The organism is Polaromonas sp. AET17H-212 (genome assembly GCF_002379085.1).
In the GTDB taxonomy this organism is placed as follows: Bacteria; Pseudomonadota; Gammaproteobacteria; order Burkholderiales; family Burkholderiaceae_C; genus Polaromonas.
In genome coordinates, this window is sequence record NZ_NBZW01000001.1 from 427654 (window position 1) to 447239 (window position 19586).

At 63.7% G+C, this 19586-nt stretch carries 19 protein-coding genes; 7 read left to right on the forward strand and 12 right to left on the reverse strand.

Annotated features, from left to right (window positions below):
• Nucleotides 1–27 precede the first annotated feature (27 nt).
• From B7G53_RS01970 to B7G53_RS01985, 4 genes are all read left to right on the forward strand, one after another.
• Entirely contained in the window at nucleotides 28–312 is a 285-nt protein-coding gene (locus B7G53_RS01970; protein WP_096662681.1) for a type B 50S ribosomal protein L31, read from the forward strand.
• Between the two features lie 96 nt (nucleotides 313–408).
• Complete coding sequence (locus B7G53_RS01975; RefSeq protein ID WP_096662684.1) at nucleotides 409–2178, forward strand: hypothetical protein; 1770 nt, start codon at nucleotides 409–411, stop codon at nucleotides 2176–2178.
• Nucleotides 2179–2304: 126 nt separating this feature from the next.
• The gene (locus tag B7G53_RS01980) at nucleotides 2305–2979 is read left to right on the forward strand and encodes a GNAT family N-acetyltransferase (protein WP_176491252.1); all 675 of its coding nucleotides are present in this window, start codon (nucleotides 2305–2307) and stop codon (nucleotides 2977–2979) included.
• Nucleotides 2976–3896: a carbon-nitrogen hydrolase family protein gene (locus B7G53_RS01985; protein WP_096662690.1), complete on the forward strand. Its 921-nt coding sequence runs from the start codon at nucleotides 2976–2978 to the stop codon at nucleotides 3894–3896. The genes B7G53_RS01980 and B7G53_RS01985 overlap by 4 nt, the downstream gene beginning before the upstream one ends.
• 33 nt (nucleotides 3897–3929) lie before the next feature.
• Here the strand turns inward: B7G53_RS01985 and phoR are convergent, their stop codons facing one another.
• From phoR to pstS, 7 genes are all read right to left on the reverse strand, one after another.
• On the reverse strand, nucleotides 3930–5273 hold the full coding sequence (gene phoR, locus B7G53_RS01990; protein ID WP_096662693.1) for a phosphate regulon sensor histidine kinase PhoR: 1344 nt from the start codon (nucleotides 5271–5273) through the stop codon (nucleotides 3930–3932).
• Nucleotides 5270–5995 carry a phosphate regulon transcriptional regulator PhoB gene (phoB, locus tag B7G53_RS01995; protein WP_096662696.1) on the reverse strand — a complete coding sequence of 242 codons (726 nt, stop codon included), beginning with the start codon at nucleotides 5993–5995 and terminating at the stop codon, nucleotides 5270–5272. The genes phoR and phoB overlap by 4 nt, the downstream gene beginning before the upstream one ends.
• Before the next feature lie 16 nt (nucleotides 5996–6011).
• Entirely contained in the window at nucleotides 6012–6713 is a 702-nt protein-coding gene (gene phoU, locus B7G53_RS02000; protein ID WP_096662699.1) for a phosphate signaling complex protein PhoU, read from the reverse strand.
• A gap of 20 nt (nucleotides 6714–6733) precedes the next feature.
• Nucleotides 6734–7516: a phosphate ABC transporter ATP-binding protein PstB gene (gene pstB, locus B7G53_RS02005; RefSeq protein ID WP_096662702.1), complete on the reverse strand. Its 783-nt coding sequence runs from the start codon at nucleotides 7514–7516 to the stop codon at nucleotides 6734–6736.
• Nucleotides 7517–7528: 12 nt separating this feature from the next.
• Nucleotides 7529–8404, reverse strand: coding sequence for a phosphate ABC transporter permease PstA (gene pstA / locus B7G53_RS02010; protein ID WP_096662705.1), 876 nt, complete (start codon nucleotides 8402–8404; stop codon nucleotides 7529–7531).
• Nucleotides 8401–9366: a phosphate ABC transporter permease PstC gene (gene pstC / locus B7G53_RS02015; RefSeq protein WP_096662708.1), complete on the reverse strand. Its 966-nt coding sequence runs from the start codon at nucleotides 9364–9366 to the stop codon at nucleotides 8401–8403. Before pstC ends, pstA begins: the two co-directional genes overlap by 4 nt.
• A gap of 117 nt (nucleotides 9367–9483) precedes the next feature.
• Entirely contained in the window at nucleotides 9484–10527 is a 1044-nt protein-coding gene (gene pstS / locus B7G53_RS02020) for a phosphate ABC transporter substrate-binding protein PstS (RefSeq protein ID WP_096662711.1), read from the reverse strand.
• A 191-nt stretch (nucleotides 10528–10718) separates the two neighbouring features.
• Between pstS and B7G53_RS02025 the strand changes: the two genes are divergently transcribed.
• The 3 genes from B7G53_RS02025 (at nucleotide 10719) to ppx (ending at nucleotide 14064) form a co-directional block, all read left to right on the forward strand.
• On the forward strand, nucleotides 10719–11201 hold the full coding sequence (locus B7G53_RS02025; protein ID WP_096662714.1) for a fasciclin domain-containing protein: 483 nt from the start codon (nucleotides 10719–10721) through the stop codon (nucleotides 11199–11201).
• Between the two features lie 161 nt (nucleotides 11202–11362).
• Nucleotides 11363–12508 carry an ABC transporter substrate-binding protein gene (locus B7G53_RS02030; RefSeq protein ID WP_096662717.1) on the forward strand — a complete coding sequence of 382 codons (1146 nt, stop codon included), beginning with the start codon at nucleotides 11363–11365 and terminating at the stop codon, nucleotides 12506–12508.
• A 65-nt stretch (nucleotides 12509–12573) separates the two neighbouring features.
• Nucleotides 12574–14064, forward strand: a complete 1491-nt coding sequence (gene ppx / locus B7G53_RS02035; RefSeq protein WP_096662720.1) for an exopolyphosphatase — start codon at nucleotides 12574–12576, stop codon at nucleotides 14062–14064.
• 23 nt (nucleotides 14065–14087) lie between these two features.
• Here the strand turns inward: ppx and B7G53_RS02040 are convergent, their stop codons facing one another.
• From B7G53_RS02040 to B7G53_RS02060, 5 genes are all read right to left on the reverse strand, one after another.
• Entirely contained in the window at nucleotides 14088–14558 is a 471-nt protein-coding gene (locus B7G53_RS02040; RefSeq protein WP_096662723.1) for a SixA phosphatase family protein, read from the reverse strand.
• 6 nt (nucleotides 14559–14564) lie between these two features.
• Entirely contained in the window at nucleotides 14565–16679 is a 2115-nt protein-coding gene (gene ppk1, locus B7G53_RS02045; RefSeq protein ID WP_096662726.1) for a polyphosphate kinase 1, read from the reverse strand.
• 88 nt (nucleotides 16680–16767) lie between these two features.
• The gene (locus B7G53_RS02050) at nucleotides 16768–17835 is read right to left on the reverse strand and encodes a glycosyltransferase family 4 protein (protein WP_096662729.1); all 1068 of its coding nucleotides are present in this window, start codon (nucleotides 17833–17835) and stop codon (nucleotides 16768–16770) included.
• A complete protein-coding gene (locus B7G53_RS02055; RefSeq protein ID WP_096662731.1) occupies nucleotides 17832–18695 on the reverse strand; it encodes a UDP-2,3-diacylglucosamine diphosphatase in 864 nt (287 codons plus the stop codon). Before B7G53_RS02055 ends, B7G53_RS02050 begins: the two co-directional genes overlap by 4 nt.
• On the reverse strand, nucleotides 18695–19549 hold the full coding sequence (locus tag B7G53_RS02060) for a GNAT family N-acetyltransferase (RefSeq protein ID WP_096662734.1): 855 nt from the start codon (nucleotides 19547–19549) through the stop codon (nucleotides 18695–18697). Before B7G53_RS02060 ends, B7G53_RS02055 begins: the two co-directional genes overlap by 1 nt.
• Nucleotides 19550–19586: the final 37 nt, after the last annotated feature.

Below are 19586 nucleotides of genomic sequence, written 5' to 3' on the forward strand. Positions count from 1 at the left end.
GGCTCCCGAAACGAACAAGGAAAGATCATGAAAGAAGGCATTCACCCCAACTACCGCGAAGTTTGTTTCCTGGACATGTCCAATAACTTCAAGTTTGTGACCCGCTCCTGCGCCAACACCAAAGAAATGGTGAAGATGGAAGACGGCCGCGAACTGCCGCTGTACAAACTCGATACGTCGAGCGAATCGCACCCGTTTTACACCGGCACACAGAAATCCGTGGACAACATGGGTGGCCGCGTCGAGAAATTCCGCAACCGTTTTGGCAAGACCGCTGCCAAAGACGCTGCACCAGCGCCTGCTGCCGAGTAAGCTGCGAAACAGCTTCGGCCACACGAAAAAGCAGCCTGAATGTCAGGCTGCTTTTTTTTGCCCCAAAATCAGGGCTTCCGCTTCGCCTGACCTCCCTTGAACAAACCCTCGCCAGCCATCATTGCCCAGTCCGCAGTTCGCCGCTTGCCCCGGTTGGCGCTGCTGCTGTTCTGCCTGGCCTATGTGCTTCCGGGTTTTCTGGGGCGCGGGCCCTGGAAAAATGCCGACATTGCGGCCTTTGGCACCATGCGCGAACTGGCAGCCGGCCACACCAGCTGGCTGCATCCGCAACTGCTGGGGCAGGCCGGCGAGTTTGAAGCGCTGGCGCCCTACTGGCTGGGCGCACTGGCGATCAAGGCACTGCCCTTTCTTGACCCTGCGTTGGCAGCGCGGATACCGTTCGGCCTGCTGCTGGCGCTGACGCTGCTGTGCACCTGGTACGCCGTTTACTACCTGGCGCGCAGCCCGCAGGCCCAGCCCGTGGCGTTTGCCTTTGGCGGAGAAGCCAGCCCGGTTGATTACGCCCGGGCCATTGCCGACGCCGCCTTGCTGGCATTGATCGCCAGTCTCGGCCTGGCCCAGCTCTCGCATGAAACCACCCCCGCCCTGGCGCAGCTCGGTTTCACGGCACTGGTTTTTTATGCCGTGGCGGCCAGCGCCTACCGCAACGCCTGGAAAATCATGGGCCCGGCCCTCGGGCTAGGGGTCGGCCTGGCCGGACTGGCGCTGAGTGGCGCGCCCACGGTGGCGGCCCTCCTGGGCGCCGGCAGCACCCTGGTCGCGCTGGGCCGCGCGCAAAGCACCCGGCCGGACAACCAGCCGGCCCCTGCCTGGCGCTGGGTGCTGCTGACCGGCGTCCTGACCCTGGCGGTCGCGGCCTTGTCCTGGGCGCTGGATCTCTGGCGCTGGCGCATTGAAATTCCCGGCCTGGAAAGCCCGGCCGACCGCAAGGAATGGCGCAGCATCGCGCGCCTGCTGGTCTGGTTCACCTGGCCCACCTGGCCGCTGGCCGCCTGGACCCTGTGGCGCTGGCGCCGGCAACTGACCAGCCGGCACGTGGCCCTGCCGCTGTGGTTTGCGCTGGTAGCGCTGGCCGCCACGGTGACCACCCCCGCGTCGGACCGCAGCCTGCTGCTGAGCCTGCCGCCGCTGGCGGCCCTGGCGGCCTTTGCCTTGCCCACCCTCAAGCGCAGCGTGGCTTCGCTGATTGACTGGTTCACGCTGCTGTTTTTCACCGGCTGCGGCATCATCATCTGGGTGATCTGGATAGCGATGCAGACCGGCATGCCCAGGCAGCCCGCCGCCAACGTCGCCAAGCTGGCGCCTGGCTTTGAGCCCAGCTTTTCGTGGCTGGCCTTTCTGGCTGCGGCGCTGGCCACGCTGGCCTGGGCCTGGCTGGTCAAGTGGCGGGCCGGCCGCCAGCGCGCGGCGGTGTGGAAATCCATGGTGCTGCCCGCCGGCGGCGCCACGCTGTGCTGGCTGCTGCTGATGACGCTGTGGCTGCCCCTGCTCGACTACGCCCGCAGCTACGCACCGCTCTCGCGGCAGGTCGCGGCGCGTGTCGAGCCCGGTGCCTGCGTCGAGGTGTACGGCCTGAACAGCGCCCAGGTGGCCGCTTTTCAGTACCACGGTCAGCTTGAGCTGCGCCAGGCCGGTGCCAGGGCCGCCTGTCCCTACCTGGTGGTGGACGCCGATGCGCAGGACACGCTGAGCAAACACGTCAACCTGCCCGACTGGGCCTACCTGGCCACCTTGCGCCGACCCACCGACAAGAACGAAAACGTGGCGCTGTACAAAAGAGTCAGCGTGGCGCCGTCCGGCCAGGCGGCCGACCCGGGCACGGCATCGGGCCGCCAGCGACCGTAAGCGGCCCGCCACTCCGCGCCGGAAGGCCATGCGCAAGACATGTACGGTCGCAATGCGGCCCTTCTCCTACGGCCACTTGCGTCAACACCCTCTGACGAAGGCCTGGCCGCAGGAGAAAAATGGTGCATGACCAAACTATCCGTCCGTCCGACCTCTCCCGCGGACATTGATGCCTTACTGAAGCTGCAGGCTCATGTCTACCCCACCATCGCACCCTGGCGGCGCGATCAACTGGCCCACCAGCTGGACCTGTTCCCCGAAGGACAGCTGGTCGCCACGCTGGACCAGCGCATCGTCGGCTGCGCCAGCGCGCTGGTGATTGCCTGGGACGAATGGGCAGACGAACACACCTGGTCCCAGATCACCGCCGCCGGCACCTTCGACACGCACAACCCGGCAGGATTCACCTTGTACGGCGCCGAGGTTTTTGTCGATCCGCGCCTGCGCGGCAAACGGGTCGGCCACGCCCTGTACGAAGGCCGGCGCCGCATTTGCCGGCAACTCAATCTCCGGCGCATCATTGCCTGCGGCAGACTGCCGGGGTATAGCGTCGTGGCACATCAGATGTCGATAGAACTCTATGCAAAAAAAACCTTATGGGGTGATTTCGTGGACCCTGTGCTGAGCTTTCAGCTGCGTGAGGGATTCCGCTACTGCGGCATCATGGAAAACTACCTGCCCGAAGACAGCGATTCTCTCGGTCACGCCGCGCTGATCGCCTGGATCAACCCGGACTACGACCCGACGCAAAAACCCGCCCTGCAGCTGGCCGCAGCCCTGCAGCAAGAGGCGACAGCATGAGCAGCACCGACCTCGCGCGCGAACCCGCGCACAAACCCCAGCAGACCACCGTACGCATTGCCGCGGTGCAATACCTGCTGCGCGCCATCAGCGACTGGGACGGCTTTGAGAACCAGGTCCGCTTCGTGATGAAAGCAGCCGGCGACTACAAACCCCAATTCGTGATGTTTCCGGAAATTTTCACCACCCAGCTGCTGTCCTTCATGGACACCAGCGACCTGCGCAGCGCGGTGCGGGAAATGGACAGCTACACCGGCCGCTACATCGCGCTGTTCACCGAGCTGGCGGCGCATTGGGGTGTCCACATCATCGGCGGCAGCCACCCGACCATCACCAACGGACGCCTGCTCAACACCGCCTATCTTTTCACGCCCGGCGGCAAGGTGTTCACCCAGGACAAGATTCACCTGACACGCTGGGAGAAAGAGAAATGGAAGGGGGACCCGGGCAACGAATTGAAGGTGTTTGAAACGCCCTACGGTCGCATCAGCATCCTGATCTGCTACGACATCGAGTTTCCCGAACTCTCGAGAAAGGTGTGCGAACAGGGAGCCGACATCATTTTCGTGCCGTCCTGCACCGACGACAGGCAGGGTTTCTGGCGGGTGCGCTACTGCTGCCATGCGCGCGCCATCGAGAACCAGGTGTACGTTGCCGTGACCGGTACCGTGGGAAATCTTGCCGTCGAGGGACTGGGGCTTCATTTTGGCCAGGCCGCGATCATCACCCCGTCCGACTTTCCCTTTGCGCGGGACGGCATCGCTGCCGAGGGTGTGCCCAACATGGAGCAGATCGTGATTGCCGACGTGGACCTGGGCAAACTGGTCAGCAACCGGGTCAACGGCACCACCATCCCGCTGTACGACAAACGGGTTGACGTCTACGCCAATGATGTCGAGATCGTCTCCACGGTCTGACGCAGCCGGTCAAGGCAGCATCAGCCGGAAGCATCAAACGGGTTGAAGCTGGCGCACCCGGGCGGCGGGAAAAACAATCGAAAATCGCGAGCCCTGGCCAGGCTGGCTTTCGATGCGAAGCTCGGCACCGTGGCGCTGTGTCACGTGTTTGACAATCGCCAGGCCCAGCCCGGTCCCGCCGGTTTCACGCGAGCGGCTGCGATCCACCCGGTAAAAACGTTCGGTCAGGCGTGGAAGGTGTTCCGCAGCGATGCCGGGTCCGGTGTCCTGCACCTGGAATTCCCCACGACCGTCGTCGAGCAGCCGCCAGCTGACCTTGATCAGGCCTGAAGGCGGGGTGTAACGCACGGCGTTGGTCACGAGGTTGGACATGGCGCTGAGAAGTTCGTTCTGCACGCCCGCCAGCTCGCAGGGTGGACCCGGTTCAAACTCCAGCCTGTGGCCCGCAGGGGCCAGCATGGCCGACAGCGAGCGAGCCTCCTGCTCGCATTGCGCCAGCAAGGCACCGGTCGTCACCCACTCAGCGGTATCGGGGAACGGGCTGCCCTCAAGCCGGGACAAGGTGAGCAGGTCGTTGACCAGCGTCTGCATGCGCTGCGACTGCTGCGCCATCAGGCCCAGGTACCTGGCTCGCTCGGGCTCCTTGAGCGGCAGCGTCTGCAGCGTTTCAATAAAACCCGACAACACCGTCAGCGGCGTGCGGATTTCATGTGACACATTCGCCACAAAATCGCGGCGCATGGCTTCCGCCAGCTCAAGCGCGGTGACGTCCCTCGACAGAAGCAGCTTGCGGTCCCTGCCGTAGGCATGCAGATGCACCGCCAGCCTGACGGGCCGCGCCGGCGTTGACCGGCCGCCAGGGATCATCACATCGCGGGAGAAGTTGCCCGAGGCCAGGTAGGCCGTAAAAGCGGGAGCGCGCACGAGGTTGGCAATATGCTGCATCACGTCGCGTTGGGCGTCAAAACCAAAATGCTGGGCGGCAGTCTGGTTGCACCATTCAATCCGCCCGTCCGCATCGAGCAGCACCACGCCGTTCGGAGAAGCCTGCATGGCCGCCAGGAATTCGTTGAGACGTGCCTGGCTTTCCTGGTAACGGCGATCACGATTCTTCAGCATGCGACGGGTCCGGTCGGCGATTTCACCCCACACCCCGCCGGCTGGCGGCGATGCGCCGGGCAACGAGCCCGGCTCTTCCGCGTTCTGCTCGGCCCGCAACCACTTCAACAAACGCGTCGTCTGCAAGCTGTCGATCAAGAGCCAGACAATGCTGGCAATCAGAAGTCCCGGCGCCGCGCCTTCCTTGCCGCCCAACCACCAACCCAAGCCAGACCCGAGCAGCAGAAGGGCTGCAAAAGTTATCCAGCGATTGATCATGTGCCGGATTGTGCAGCAGCGGGTTGACCGACCGTTGCCAGCCCCGTCAGCCTGTAACCCGCGCCGCGTACCGTTTCCACCATCGCACCGGCCGCGCCGAGCGCCTCGCGCAGGCGCTTGACGTGCACGTCCACCGTGCGTTCCTCGATGAACACGTGGTCGCCCCAGACCTTGTCCAGCAGCGTGCTGCGGCTGTGCACCCGCTCGGCATGTTTCATCAGGTAGTGCAGCAGCTTGAACTCCGTGGGGCCGAGCTTGAGTTCCTGACCCTGGAAGGAAATGCGGTGCGTGGCAGCGTCGAGCAACAACTCGCCAACCGTCACGCTGTCGCTGACCGACTCCGGCGCACGCCGGCGCAGCACCGCGCGTATGCGGGCCAGCAACTCCTGCGTGGAAAAGGGCTTGGTGATGTAGTCGTCGGCGCCGGCGTCCAGGCCGGCGACCTTGTCGGGTTCGTCGCCCTTGGCGGTCAGCATCAGGATGGGAATGCTTTTGGTACGGGCCTGTTTGCGCAGGTGCCGCGCCAGCGACAGCCCGCTTTGCCCGGGGAGCATCCAGTCCAGCAAAATCGCATCGGGAAGCACCGCATCGAGTTCGCGCTGCGCAGCAACGCTGTCGCCGGCAATCACCGGGGAGAAGCCGCCGTGCGTCAGGTTCACTGCGATGAGCTCGGCAATCGCCGGCTCATCCTCAACAATCAGTATGCGCGGCAGGTGTTTCATGTGCAGATGAGGTCCATTACTTGACCGCCGACTCGATCTGATCCATCGGGGTGTGCCGGACGTCGGCGCCCTTGACGATGTAGATGATGAACTCGGCAATGTTCTTGGCATGATCGCCGACGCGTTCGATGGCCTTGGCCACGAACAGCAGGTCCAGGCTCGGCGAAATGGTGCGCGGGTCTTCCATCATGTAGGTGATGAGCTTGCGCACGAAACCATCAAACTCCTTGTCAATCAGGTCATCTTCCTTCAGGATCGAAACCGCCGCGGCCGTATCGAGACGGGCAAACGCATCCAGCGCCTTGCGCAGCAGTGCCGATGCAAGCTCTGCCGCCACATTCAGTTCAGAAGCAGGCAGGGCCCGCGAGGATCCACTCTCAATGATGGACTTGACCATGCGGGCGATTTTTTCCGCCTCGTCACCGGCACGCTCCAGGTTCGCCGTGGTTTTCGAAATCGCAATCAGCAGCCGCAAATCGCGTGCGGTCGGCTGGCGCCGCGCAATGATGGACGACAGGTCACGGTCAATGTCGACTTCCATCGCATTGACCTGGGCCTCGGTCTCAATGACCTGGTTGGCGGTTTCGGCGCTGAACTGCGACAGCGCATAAATGGCGTGGCGAATCTGGGATTCGACCAGCCCGCCAAGCTCCATCACGCGCGAGGACACGGTGTTGAGTTCGCTGTCAAACTGGGTGGACAAATGTTTTTCGGGCATGGTGCGCTCCTGGTGTCTGGTCAGCCGAAACGGCCGGTGATGTAGTCTTCGGTTTCCTTGCGCTTGGGTTTGAAGAAGAGGTCTTCGGTCGCACCAAACTCGATCAGGTCGCCCAGGTACATGTAGGCCGTGTAGTCGCTGCAGCGGGCCGCCTGCTGCATGTTGTGTGTCACGATGACCACCGTGTAGTCTTCCTTCAGTTCGGCAATCAGCTCTTCGATCTTGGCGGTCGACAGCGGATCAAGCGCCGAGCAGGGTTCGTCGAGCAACAACACTTCCGGCTTGATCGCGATGCCGCGTGCGATACACAGGCGTTGTTGCTGGCCGCCCGACAGGCTGGCGCCGTTCTGGTTGAGTTTGTCCTTGACCTCGTTCCACAGCGCGGCCTTGCCCAGCGCCCATTCGACGCGCTCGTCCATGTCGCTGGCGTTCAGGCTTTCGAACAGCTTCACGCCATAGGCAATGTTGTCGTAAATGGACATGGGAAACGGCGTTGGTTTCTGGAACACCATGCCGATGCGCGCGCGGATCAGCGAAACGTCTTCCTTGGACGTGATCATGTTCTCGCCGCCCATCATGACCTGGCCCTCGGCGCGCTGGTCGGGGTAAAGCTCATACATGCGGTTGAAGGTCCGCAACAGGGTGGATTTCCCGCAGCCCGAGGGACCGATGAAAGCCGTGACCTTCTTTTCCGGAATGTCCAGGTTGACGTTCTTGATCGCGTGGAACTTGCCGTAGTAAAAATTCAGGTCGCGCACCGACATCTTGACCGTTTCATTGCGCGCCAGGGGAGTTGTTTGCATCTCGCTTCTTCCTCAATTCTTGTTTCTGAAAAGCACGCGTGCCAGGATGTTCAGCGCCAGCACACCCAGCGTGATCAGCAGCACGCCGGCCCACGCCAGCTTCTGCCAGTTCTCGAACGGGCTCATGGCGAACTTGAATATCGTCACAGGCAGGCTGGCCATCGGCTGGCTCAAATCGCTGGTCCAGAACTGGTTGGACAGCGCGGTGAAGAGCAGCGGCGCGGTTTCACCGGCCACGCGGGCCACTGCCAGCAGCACCCCGGTCACGACACCGGCCTGCGCGGCACGCAGCGTGATGCCCATGATCACCTTCCACTTGGGGCTGCCCAGGGCATAGGCGGCTTCCCGCAGCGCGTTTGGCACCAGCTTGAGCATGTTGTCCGTGGTCCGGATGACCACCGGAATGATCAGCAGCGCCAGGGCAACCACACCGGCCCAGCCTGAAAAGCTTTTGACCTGGGCAACAATCAAGGCATACACAAACAGGCCGACCACGATGGACGGAGCCGACAGCAGGATGTCGTTGACAAAACCGGTCAGCTTGCCCAGGCGCGTGTGGGCGCCATATTCGGCGAGATAGATGCCGGCCAGCACGCCGATTGGTGTGCCCAGCGCGGTCGCCAGCAGCACCATGGTGAGCGAGCCGAAGATGGCGTTGGCCAGCCCGCCGGTTTCAGCATTGGGCGGCGGCGTCATTTCGGTGAACAGGGCGATGCTGAGCCCCCCCAGACCGAGGCGGAAGGTCTCGAAAAGAATCCACATCAGCCAGAAAAGGCCAAAGGCCATGGCCCCCAGCGACAGCGTGATGGCGACGATGTTCACCGTCTTGCGCTGACGAAACTTGGCCAGCCGGGCCTGCTGGGCGGGGTTGGTTCCTGCGCTGCTCATGTGCGGGCTCCCTCGCCTTTTTGCAGGCGTGACAGCAGCAGCTTGGACAGACTCAGGACCACGAAGGTAATGAAAAACAGGACCAGGCCCAGGTAAATCAGCGCGGCCTGGTGCAGCCCTTCACTGGCTTCCGCAAACTCGTTGGCCAGTGCAGAGGTGATGCTGTTGGCCGCCTGAAACAGCGACAGGGAATCGAGCTGGTTGAAGTTGCCGATCACAAAAGTCACCGCCATGGTTTCGCCCAGCGCCCGCCCCAGACCAAGCATGATGCCGCCGATCACGCCGGCCTTGGTATAGGGCAGCACAATCCTGAAAACAACTTCCCAGGTGGTGGCGCCCAGCGCATACGCCGACTCCTTGAGCATGGGCGGGGTGACCTCAAACACATCACGCATCACGGAGGCGATGAATGGAATGATCATGATGGCCAGAATGATGCCCGCGGCCAGAATGCCGATGCCGACAGGCGGACCGGAGAACAGCGCGCCCAGGTAAGGCACATCGCCAAAAGCGGCCTGCAACGGCGCCTGCACATATTGGGCAAGAATGGGGCCAAAGACGAGCAGGCCCCACATGCCATAAACGATGGAGGGCACGGCCGCCAGCAGTTCAATGGCCACACCCAGCGGCCGCCTGAGCCAGCGCGGCGACAGCTCGGTCAGAAACAATGCAATGCCAAAACTCACGGGCACGGCAATCAGCAACGCGACAAACGAGGTCATCAGCGTGCCGTAAATCATGACCAGGCCGCCGTATTTGTTCTGCACCGGGTCCCACTCAGAAGTCCACAAAAAGCTCAGGCCGTACTCTTTGATGGCCGGCCAGGCGCCCATGACGAGCGCCAGGATGATGGCGGCCAGCAACAACAGGGTGACGACAGCCGCCAGCCGGGCCATCCACTCGAAGACCAGATCGGCCGTCCGGCTTGATCGGCGCTGGGTCGGTGAGGGGGGAACTGACATGGTTGTTTCTCTGCTGCTGTATGAACTTGCAGGAAGTGTAGCTGCCACGGCAGACTCCTAAACAGATATGAAAAAAGGCGAAGCGACACCCGTCGCTTCGCCCACTCCGAAGCGTACTTACTTGACCGCAACGGCCTTTCCGGAACCATCGGTGATCTTGCTCCAGGACTGGCGAATAACTGCTTTCACCGAGTCAGGCATGGGCACGTAGTCGAGGTCATCGGCCATCTTGTCGCCGCTGTTATAGGCCCAGTCGAAAAACTTCAGCGTCTGGGTGGCCTGGGCCGGCTTGTCCTGCTTGGCGTGCATCAGGATGAACGTCGCGCCGGTGATGGGCCAGGCGTCCTTGCCTGGCTGCTCGGTCAGGATCTGGTAGAACGACTTGCTCCATGCGGCTCCGGCGGCGGCCGCCTTGAACGCCGTGTCGCTGGGCTGTACATAACTGCCGGCCGCATTGCGCATGGCCACGTGGGTCTGCTTGTTCTGCTTGGCATAGGCGTACTCGACATAACCAATCGAATTGGGCAGACGCTGCACAAAGGCGGACACGCCCTCGTTGCCTTTGCCGCCAGCACCGGTTGGCCAGTTCACCGCGGTGCCCTCGCCCACTTTGGCCTTCCACTCGGGGTTCACCTTGGACAGGTAGTTGGTGAAGATGAAGCTGGTGCCCGAGCCATCGGCGCGGCGAACCACAGCAATCGCAGCGTCCGGCAGCGGCACGCCCGGATTCAAGGCGGTGACGGCTGCGTCATTCCACTTGGTGATCTTGCCGAGGTAGATGTCGCCCAGCACGGCGCCTGTCAGCTTGATCTGGCCAGCAGCGATGCCCTTGATGTTGACGACGGGAACCACGCCGCCAATCACCGTTGGAAATTGCAGCAGGCCGTCCTTGAGCAACTCAGCATCGGTCAGCGGCGCATCGGAAGCACCGAAATCGACGGTTTTGCCGCGGATCTGGCGAATGCCGGCACCGGAGCCCACGGACTGATAGTTGATCCGCACCCCGGTCGCCTTGTTATAGGCATCTGCCCATTTGGCATAAATCGGTGCGGGGAAGGAAGCGCCGGCACCCGTGACGTCCTGGGCGCTGGCCAAGGAGGCAAAAGACAGAGCGGTCAGGGCCAGCACGCTGGCGACGGTCGCCTTGAAATTCAGATTCATTTGTACACCTCTTGAGTTGATGAAAGATGTAAGGACTGTAGGAGGCTTGTGTGACAGCCGTATGACACCCTACATCCATCCGGCCGAGCCTGGCCACCCAAACCCACGGGAGCCCCGTGCAATGCAAGGGGTCACGAAATTGTCATGGAACGTTCCTATCATCACCTTGTTTTCTAACCAGGAGTAACACAATGTTCCATCGCCGTCTGATTTTGATCGCCGCTGCAGCCGCCATGGTGGCCGGTTGCGCAACCCGTTCCGTGCCCGCGCCAGTGGCCGACACCATCGCCGCCACGCCATCGCTGAGCACGCTCAACAGCCTGATCGTCAAGGCGGGCCTGACCTCCACCCTGAACGGCACCGGCCCCTTCACGGTGTTCGCCCCCACCAACGATGCGTTCAAGGCCGTGCCTGCCAAAACCATGGACGCCCTTGCAAAAGACCCGGCCATGCTGAAGGACGTACTGACCTACCATGTCCTTGCCGGAAAAGTGATGAGCGGTGACGTCAAGAACGGTTCCGTCAAAACCGTCAACGGCGCCAGCGTTGCACTGGCCAAGGCCGGCGAGTTCGTGACCGTTGAAGAGTCCATGGTGCAGACCGCCAATATCGTTGCCAGCAACGGCGTGATCCACACCGTGGACCGCGTGATGATTCCCCCCGTCAAGAAATAAACCATGCCCGGGTCCGGCGACGGCTGTCGCCGGACTTTCTGCATTATTCAGGCATTTCCGGCCTCTGCCCCCATCCAGCGGGCGTGAGCCGCTACTCATTCAATAGCACTTCAAACCAGACGGTGACGCCATCGAGGCTGCGCCGTGGAGTTAAAAAAACCATGCATTTCCACTCAAAGCTTCGGCGCCGGCAGCTTTTGCAGGGCGCCGGCCTTCTGGCGGCGCAGGTCGCGCTTCCCGCCCTGGCCCAACCCGGCAAGTCAGCTGGCAATGCACGCAGCCTTGTCGTTGCACAGTTGGTTGACTTTTCGCTGGCCCAGCAGGATGTCTCCAAGGACTTCCTGATCGGGTCGCGAGCGGCCTGGCAGGACATCAATGCCCGCGGTGGCCTGCGCGGCAAAACCGTGCGGCACCTGACGCTGGAAACCGACGGCACGGCCGCCAGCGTGCGCGCCGCGCTGGACAAAATCAAGGACGATCCCTCGTGCGTGGTGCTCTCGGGCACCGTCGGCGACCAGGTTGCCGGCCAGGTCGTTGCACAACTGCCGCAAGACAGGCTGGCCATTGCCCATGCTGCCCCCTGGCTGCAAAACTCCAGCCTCGCCATCGACGACCAGACTTTCCCCATTTTTGCTGCCCGCCAGCAGCAGATCACCCACGCCCTGAAGACCCTGTCGGGAATGGGCTTGAAGGAACTGGGCGCGGTGTACGCCTCGAGCCAGGACCAGACGGTTTATCGCGCCGACGTCGAACGCATCGCCAGCAGCATGGGGCTCAAGCTGTTGTCCTTTCACGGTGCTGGCGATCTGGGCGTTCTGGGCCAGAAACTCACGCCGAACACGCCGGCCGTCCTGCTTTTTCTGGGCGGTACCCCCGAATTGGCCCAATTCACGCAGGGCCTCGGCAAACAGGCACGGCAGCGCTACATCGTGGCACTGGCCGATGTGAACATCCAGACCATGATGCAAATGGGCGGCGCACGAACCACACCGGTCATTGCCACGCAGGTGGTGCCCCTGGTCAACGCCAGCCTGCCGGTGGTGCGTACTTATCGGGAAACGCTGGGCCGCCTGTTCGACGAGCCGCCGGTGCCGCTGAGCCTGGCGGGTTTCATCGCGGCCCGTTATACCCACGATGTTTTAAGCAGCATCAATGGCCCGCTGACGCGCCAGACCGCACTGGCCGAGTTCCAGCGGCGCGCCGATGTCGACGTCGGCGGATTCCGCGTCAGCTATGACGCCCAGCGCCGCAGCGCAACCTACGTGACGCAAAGCATGACCACGGCGGACGGCCGTCTGGTCGGCTAGAGGCGCAACTGCGGATGCGGGTGCCGCGCGAGTGCTATGCTGAGCCTCCTCTCAGACGCTCACACATGCAAAATGGAACCCGCCTGGCTGCCGTGGACCTCGGGTCCAACAGCTATCGCCTCGAAATAGGCCGCCTCGATCACGGCCAGATCCACCGTACCGAATACCTCAAGGAAACCGTCCGCCAGGGCAACGGCCTGGATGAGGAGCGCAACCTCACGCCGGAAGCCATGCAGCGCGGCTGGGACTGCCTGGCGCGGTTTGGCGAGCGCCTGGCCGGTTTCAGGAAGGGGGAAGTGCGGGCCGTCGCCACCCAGACCCTGCGCGAGGCCCGCAACCGCGACGTGTTCCTGCAGCGCGCCCACAAGGTGCTGGGCTTTCCGATCGACGTGATCTCCGGGCGCGAGGAAGCCCGCCTGATCTACCAGGGTGTGGCGCACCTGCTGCCCCAGTCCGGCGAACGCCGCCTGGTCGTGGACATCGGGGGCCGGTCCACCGAGATGATCCTGGGCAAGGGCCTGGACGCGGTGACCATGGAGTCCTACCGCGTCGGCAGCGTGGGCTGGTCGATGAAGTATTTTCCCGATGGCCAGTTCACGGCCCGGGCCTTCCAGACGGCCGAGGTGGCGGCCAAGGCGGTGCTGGACGAAGCCGTCAACCTCTACCGCGGCGGCTGGGACGTGGCCTACGGCTCGTCGGGCACGGTCGGTGCTGTCAGCGACGTGCTGATGGCCGGGGGCTGGCCCCAGGGCCTGGTCACGCGCGAAGGGCTGGACTGGTTGCTGGAACGCCTGCTCAAGGCCCAGAGCGCAGAGCGCCTCAAACTCGAGGGCATGAAGGACGACCGGCGTGCCGTGATCGGCGGCGGCGTCAGCGTGCTGCGCGCCGTGTTCGAGCTGATGGGCATCGAGCAGATGCAAACCGCCCAGGGCGCCCTGCGCCACGGCGTGCTGTACGACCTGCTGGACCGCGAGGAGGAAACCACCGACCTGCGCTCGACCAGCGTGCAGCGGCTGACCCACAAGTTCGACATCGACACCGCGCAGGCCCAGCGCGTGAGCAAGGTCGCCCGCGCGCTCTTCGCGCAGGCCAGCACCGGCCTGTCACCGGCCGAACTGGGGCGCTTCCAGCGCAAGCTCGACTGGGCCGCCCTGCTGCATGAAATCGGCAGCCACATCTCGCACAGCGATTACCACAAGCACGGCGCCTACATCCTGGACAACGCCGATGCACCGGGCTTCACCCTGCAGGAACTGCACCGCCTGAGCCTGCTGGTGCTGGGTCACCGCGGCAAGCTGCGCAAGCTGGAAGCCGATTTCGAGGACGAGATTTTTGTGCTGCAACTGCTCTGCCTGCGGCTGGCGGTGATCCTGTGCCACGCGCGCCGCGACCCCGACGTCAAAGGCATGCAGATCACCAGCGCCGGTAACCGGCAGTTTTCGCTGGTCTGCCGACCGGGCTGGGCCGAGGCCTTCCCCCAGTCAGCGCACCTGTTGCGCGAAGAAGTCCTGGCCTGGCAAAAAATGCCGTGGACGGTGGTGCTGGTGGGCGCCTGATTTTCCATACGGGTTCAACCGGTTCAAAGAAGTTCCGGTGATTGCACCGTGACCACCACGGTCTGCAAGCCCCCTTCGCGCTCACGCGTGCGCAGCCACCAGAGCGCCCCCTTCTTCACCGCGCAGTCACTTTCCTGCAAACCCAGCAATTGAGCGATGGTTTGCCCCAGCGTCGGCTGATGGCCGATCACCAGAATCGGCAGCTTGTTGACCGGCCATTGCACCAGTTCCAGCAATTGCGACAGCGGCGCGTCAGGCCCGAGTTCTGCACGGATCTTGTACTTGCGCCCCAGCGCCAGCGCCGTCTGCTCGCAGCGGCGCGCGGGACTCACGAGGATGCGCGCCCGCTCCGGCAACTGCCGGTCCAGCCAGGCCGCCATGCGGGCCGCCTGCTTCTCGCCTCGCGGCGTTAATGAACGCTCGAGGTCGCTCCCGCTTTGTGCTTCAGCAGGCACCTCTTCAGCCTCTGCATGACGCCACAGGAGCAGGTCCATGGCGGCCTATCCGTGCACCGCGGCGCCGGCGGCCGAGTAACGGGCCATCAGCGCGGCCTGCGCACCGTGCTGCTCGCCCTGCGGCGATGCACCGGCGCGCAGGTAGCTTCCATCGGGCTGCAGATCCCAGGCATCCAGGCTGTCATGCAGGTAGGCGACCAGGCACTCGTCAATGATGCGCTGGCGCAGCACGGGATCGGTCACCGACCAGGCCAGCTCGACGCGCCGCAGCATGTTGCGGTTCATCCAGTCGGCGCTGGACAGGTACAGGGTTTCCTCCCCGTCACAACGGAAATAGAACACGCGTGAATGCTCCAGGAAGCGGCCGATGATGGAACGCACGCGGATGTTGTCCGTCACCCCCGGAACGCCGGCCGGCAGCATGCAGGCGCCGCGCACCACCAGGTCGATTTTCACGCCGCACTGCCCGGCCCTGACCAGGGCCAGCATCAGGCCCTCGTCGGTCAGGGCGTTCATCTTGGCCACCAGGCGCGTGTCCTTGCCGAGGGCTGCGGCTTCCGCCAGGGCATCGATTTTCTCGATCAGCCTGCGGTGCAGCTGAAACGGCGCGACCAGCAGGCGCTGCAACCGGGGCAGCTTGCTCTGGCTGGCCAGATGCCCGAAGACGCTGTCGATCTCCGCGGTCAACTCCGGGTCGCCGGTCAGGTAACTCACATCGGTGTACAGGCGCGCGGTGGTCGGGTTGTAGTTGCCGGTGGAGAGATGGGCGTAACGCACCAGGTGCCGGCCTTCACGCCGCGTCACCAGCAGCATCTTGGCGTGGGTCTTGAGCCCGACCACGCCATAAACCACCTGCGCCCCGATCGACTCCAGCATCTCGGCCCAGTTGATGTTGGCCTCCTCGTCAAAGCGCGCCTTGAGCTCAAGCACCACCGTGACCTCCTTGCCGCGCCGCACCGCCTCGCGCAGCAGGACCATCAGTTCAGAGTCGGGCCCGGTGCGGTAAATGGTCTGCCGGATGGCCAGCACCTGAGGGTCGTTCACCGCCTCGCGCAGGAAATCGAGCACGCCGTTGAAACTCTCGAAGGGCTGGTGGATGGTCACGTCGCCCTGCTTGAGCCGCTCGAAAAACGACTGCCCCGGCACCAGCTGTGTCGGGTAACAGGCCTTGTAGGGCGGAAAAAGCAGCTTCGGGTCATTGACCAGGTCCACCAGCTGGGTCAGGCGCACCAGGTTGACCGGGCCTTGCACCCGGTACAGCGCTTCTGCAGGCAGGCTGAACTGACCCAGCAGAAAATCCGCCAGGTATTTGGAACAGCCGGCCGACACCTCCAGCCGCACGGCCTGCCCGTAGTGACGCTGCTCCAGGCCCAGACGCAGTGCGGTGCGCAGGTTTTTCACGTCATCCTCATCCACCGCCAGGTCGGAATGGCGCGTCAGGCGAAACTGCGAAAATTCCCCCACCTCGCGGCCCGGAAACAGGTCGGCCAGGTGCGCCCGGATGATGCTCGACAGCGAGACAAACAGCAGCTTTTTCTGCGAGCCCTTGTCGGGCATGTGGATCAGCCGCGGCAATACCCGCGGCACCTTGACTATCGCAATGTCGTTCTGGCGTCCGAAAGCGTCCTTGCCGCCCAGCCTGACGATGAAATTGAGGGACTTGTTGGCCACCTGCGGAAACGGGTGCGAGGGGTCCAGCCCGACCGGGATCAACAGCGGCCTGACCTCGCGTTCGAAGTAGGCCTTGACCCAGCGGCGCTGCGCCGCATTGCGGTCACCGTGGGAAACAATCCGTATGCCCTGCTTCGCGAACTCGGGCATCAACTCGTCGTTGTACAGCGCGTACTGGCGCGCCACCATGTCGTGGGCGGCGGCAGACAGTGCCTTGAAAGACTCGGTCGAGTAAGGGGCCTTCTGCTCCTGATTGAGCGCAGCCGTCAGGTGCAGCGCCGCGCGCACCTCGAAAAACTCGTCCAGGTTGGAAGAAACAATGCACAGGAAGCGCAGCCGCTCCAGCAGCGGCACGTCGGGCCGCCTGGCCCAGTCCAGCACCCGCTCATTGAACGCCAGGATGCTGTGATCCCGGTCCAGAAACTGGACCGCTGCAGCCGCAGCAGGTGCGCTTGCAGCCGAGGGCGAATTGGCAGAATTTTGAAACATTCGATCCGAACTGGTAATTGTCATGAATCTGACTTGTCAGTGTGCGCGGATTTGATGACAGAAGCGTGACAACATCATGACAAATGTTTCAGGCTGCCGCTTGCGCCGCCGCAAGGGAACCGGGGGCCTGGCCACGTACCGGCACCAGGTACCCTTCGAACAGCTGGGCAGCATGCGCCCAGCTGAAGTCCAGCGAACGGGCGCGGGCCTCATGGCGCGGCACCGCCATCGCGCTGTAACAGGCGCGCTTCAGGTCCTCATCCAGTACACCACCGTGGCGGCTGCCGTCGGGCTTGCCCAGCACCTCCAGCGGGCCGTCGACCGGGTAAGCCGCCACCGGGGTTCCGCTGGCCATGGCCTCGAGCATCACCAGGCCAAAGGTTTCCGACCGGCTGGGGAAAACAAACACATCGGCGGCAGCGTACACCTTGGCCAGTTCGTCCCGCGGTAGCACACCGAGCCAGCGCACCTGCGGAAAACGCTCCTTGAGCGACGCCTCCAGCGGCCCAACACCGCAGACCACCTTGGTCCCCGGAATATCCAGTGCCAGGAAAGCCTCGATGTTTTTCTCATACGACACGCGGCCGACAAACAGCGACACCGGCCGCACCAGGGTGCCCATGCGGGGGCAAAGCCGCGCCTCGGGATGAAACGGGAACAAGGCTGTGTCCACCCCATGCGTCCAGCTGCGCAGCTGGCGAAAACCGCGCTGCTCCAGCATGCGCAACACGCCGTGGGTGGGAACCATGACCCCGGCGGAGGCCTTGTGAAAATGACGGAACAGCGCATAACCCCAGGACAGCGGTATTTTCAGCGCGGCATGAAGGATTTCCGGGAACTTGGTGTGGAACGCGGTGGTGAAACGCAGGCCCCGCTTGCGGCAGTAGTTGCGCGCCGCCCAGCCGAGCGGGCCTTCGGTCGCGATGTGGATGGCCTCGGGTGCAAACGCATCGAGCCGGGCGGTCAGCAAGGCCTTGGGGCGCACGGCCAGGTCGATGCCGGCATAACCCGGGCAGGGCCGCGTCCGGAACAGGCCGGGATGGATGACTTCGACCGTGTGCCCCAGGGCCTGCAGCTCACGCACCAGCTCCACCAGCGTGGTGACCACGCCGTTGACCTGCGGCTGCCAGGCGTCGGTAACCAGGGCAATCTTCATGCGGCCACCGTGCCCGCCACCTGGCCGCGGCCCTGCGTTTCGTGGGTGGGCGCCCAGTGCAGCAGCTCCAGCTTGCCGTCGTAGTGCTCCACCAGCGCGGTGCGGCTTTCGACCCAGTCGCCGTCGTTGCAATACAGCACGCCGTTGATGTCGCGCATCTCGGCGCGGTGGATGTGGCCGCAAACCACCCCCTGGTGGCCGCGCCGGCGCGCCTCGTTGGCCACCGCGACTTCAAAGTCGGTGACATAGTTCAGCGCGCTCTTGACCTTGTGTTTGAGGTAGGCCGAGAGCGACCAGTACGGCAGGCCCATGCGCGCGCGCAGGCTGTTGAGGTGGCGGTTGAGCTTGAGCGTGAATTCATAAAGGTTGTCGCCCACATAAGCCAGCCAGCGGGCGCACTGAACAACGGCGTCGAAATAGTCGCCGTGGACGATCCACAGCCGGCGGCCATCGGCCGTGACGTGGACCGCTTCTTCGATGACCTCGATGCCGCCGAATTGGTGGCCAATGAATTCACGCGCAAACTCATCGTGGTTGCCGGGCACGTAGACAATCCGGCAGCCCTTGCGTGCGCGCCGCAGCAGCTTTTGCACCACGTCGTTGTGCGACTGCGGCCAGTACCATTTGCGCCGCAGTTGCCAGCCGTCCACGATGTCGCCCACCAGGTAAAGGTAGTCGCTGGGGTGCGCCCGGAGGAAGTCCAGCAGCGCCGCGGCCTGGCAGCCGGGCGTGCCCAGGTGCAGGTCGGAGATGAAGATGCTGCGGTAGCGCTTGCGCAGCGCGGCCTCGTCATGCGCATCCTCCTCACCCGGTGGGAGACCCGGGTTGAGCGCGCCGAGCTTGTCGAACAGCGTGCGCATCAGTCCCCCCGCACGGAAAAATGCTTGCGATACCGCGGCGGCAGGTCGGCAATGCGCATCATCATGGGCAGGTCGGCCGAATTGAAGTCCGGGTCCCAGGCCGGTGCGCCCAGCACTTTGGCGCCCAGGCGCAGGTAACCCTTGATCAGCGCGGGCGGCTCAACGTCCAGCGAGTCGTCGAGCTGCTCGACCGGCAGGGCCAGGCGCGGCGTCACGTGGTATTCGATGGATGCGAGGTGGCTTTGCCGGACCTGGCGCCAGATGCTGGCCGCGGCATGCCCGCTGCCGTATTCCGGGTGGCCGCTGTGCTGCATCGGAATGCTGGCGCAGCCAATCATGGTGTCGAGCTGGTTGCGCGCCATGAACTCGGCCAGCGCACCCCACAGGGCCAGAATCACACCGCCGTGGCGATGCTCGGCATGCACACAGCTGCGGCCCAGCTCGACCATGCGTTCGCGCAGGGCGCGCAGACGCGTCAGGTCGAACTCGGTGTCGCTGTAGGTGCTGCCCACGCGTTTGGCCTGGGTCGGCGTGAGCACGCGGTAGGTGCCTATGACTTCCTGGCTGGCTTCGTCGCGCACCAGCAGGTGTTCACAGAAATCGTCGAACAGGTCGATGTCGTGGCCCGGCAGCGTGCTGGGCAGCGTCGCCCCCATCTCCAGCGCAAAGACCTGGTACCTCAGCCGCTGCGCTTGCCGGACCTCGTCCTGGTGCCGGGCCCAGCTTACCTGGATTTTTCCCGGCGCAGCCCCTTGAACAGCGACCGGATCGGCAGCATGAGAGCTTTGATGAAGTGACCCCCGTGGCATTGCGACTGGCGACAATGCAAAGGTGGGATTGGGCAGTTCTTTCATGGTGACTCCTGGTTGTCTTCTCGCAAATGACTCTCGA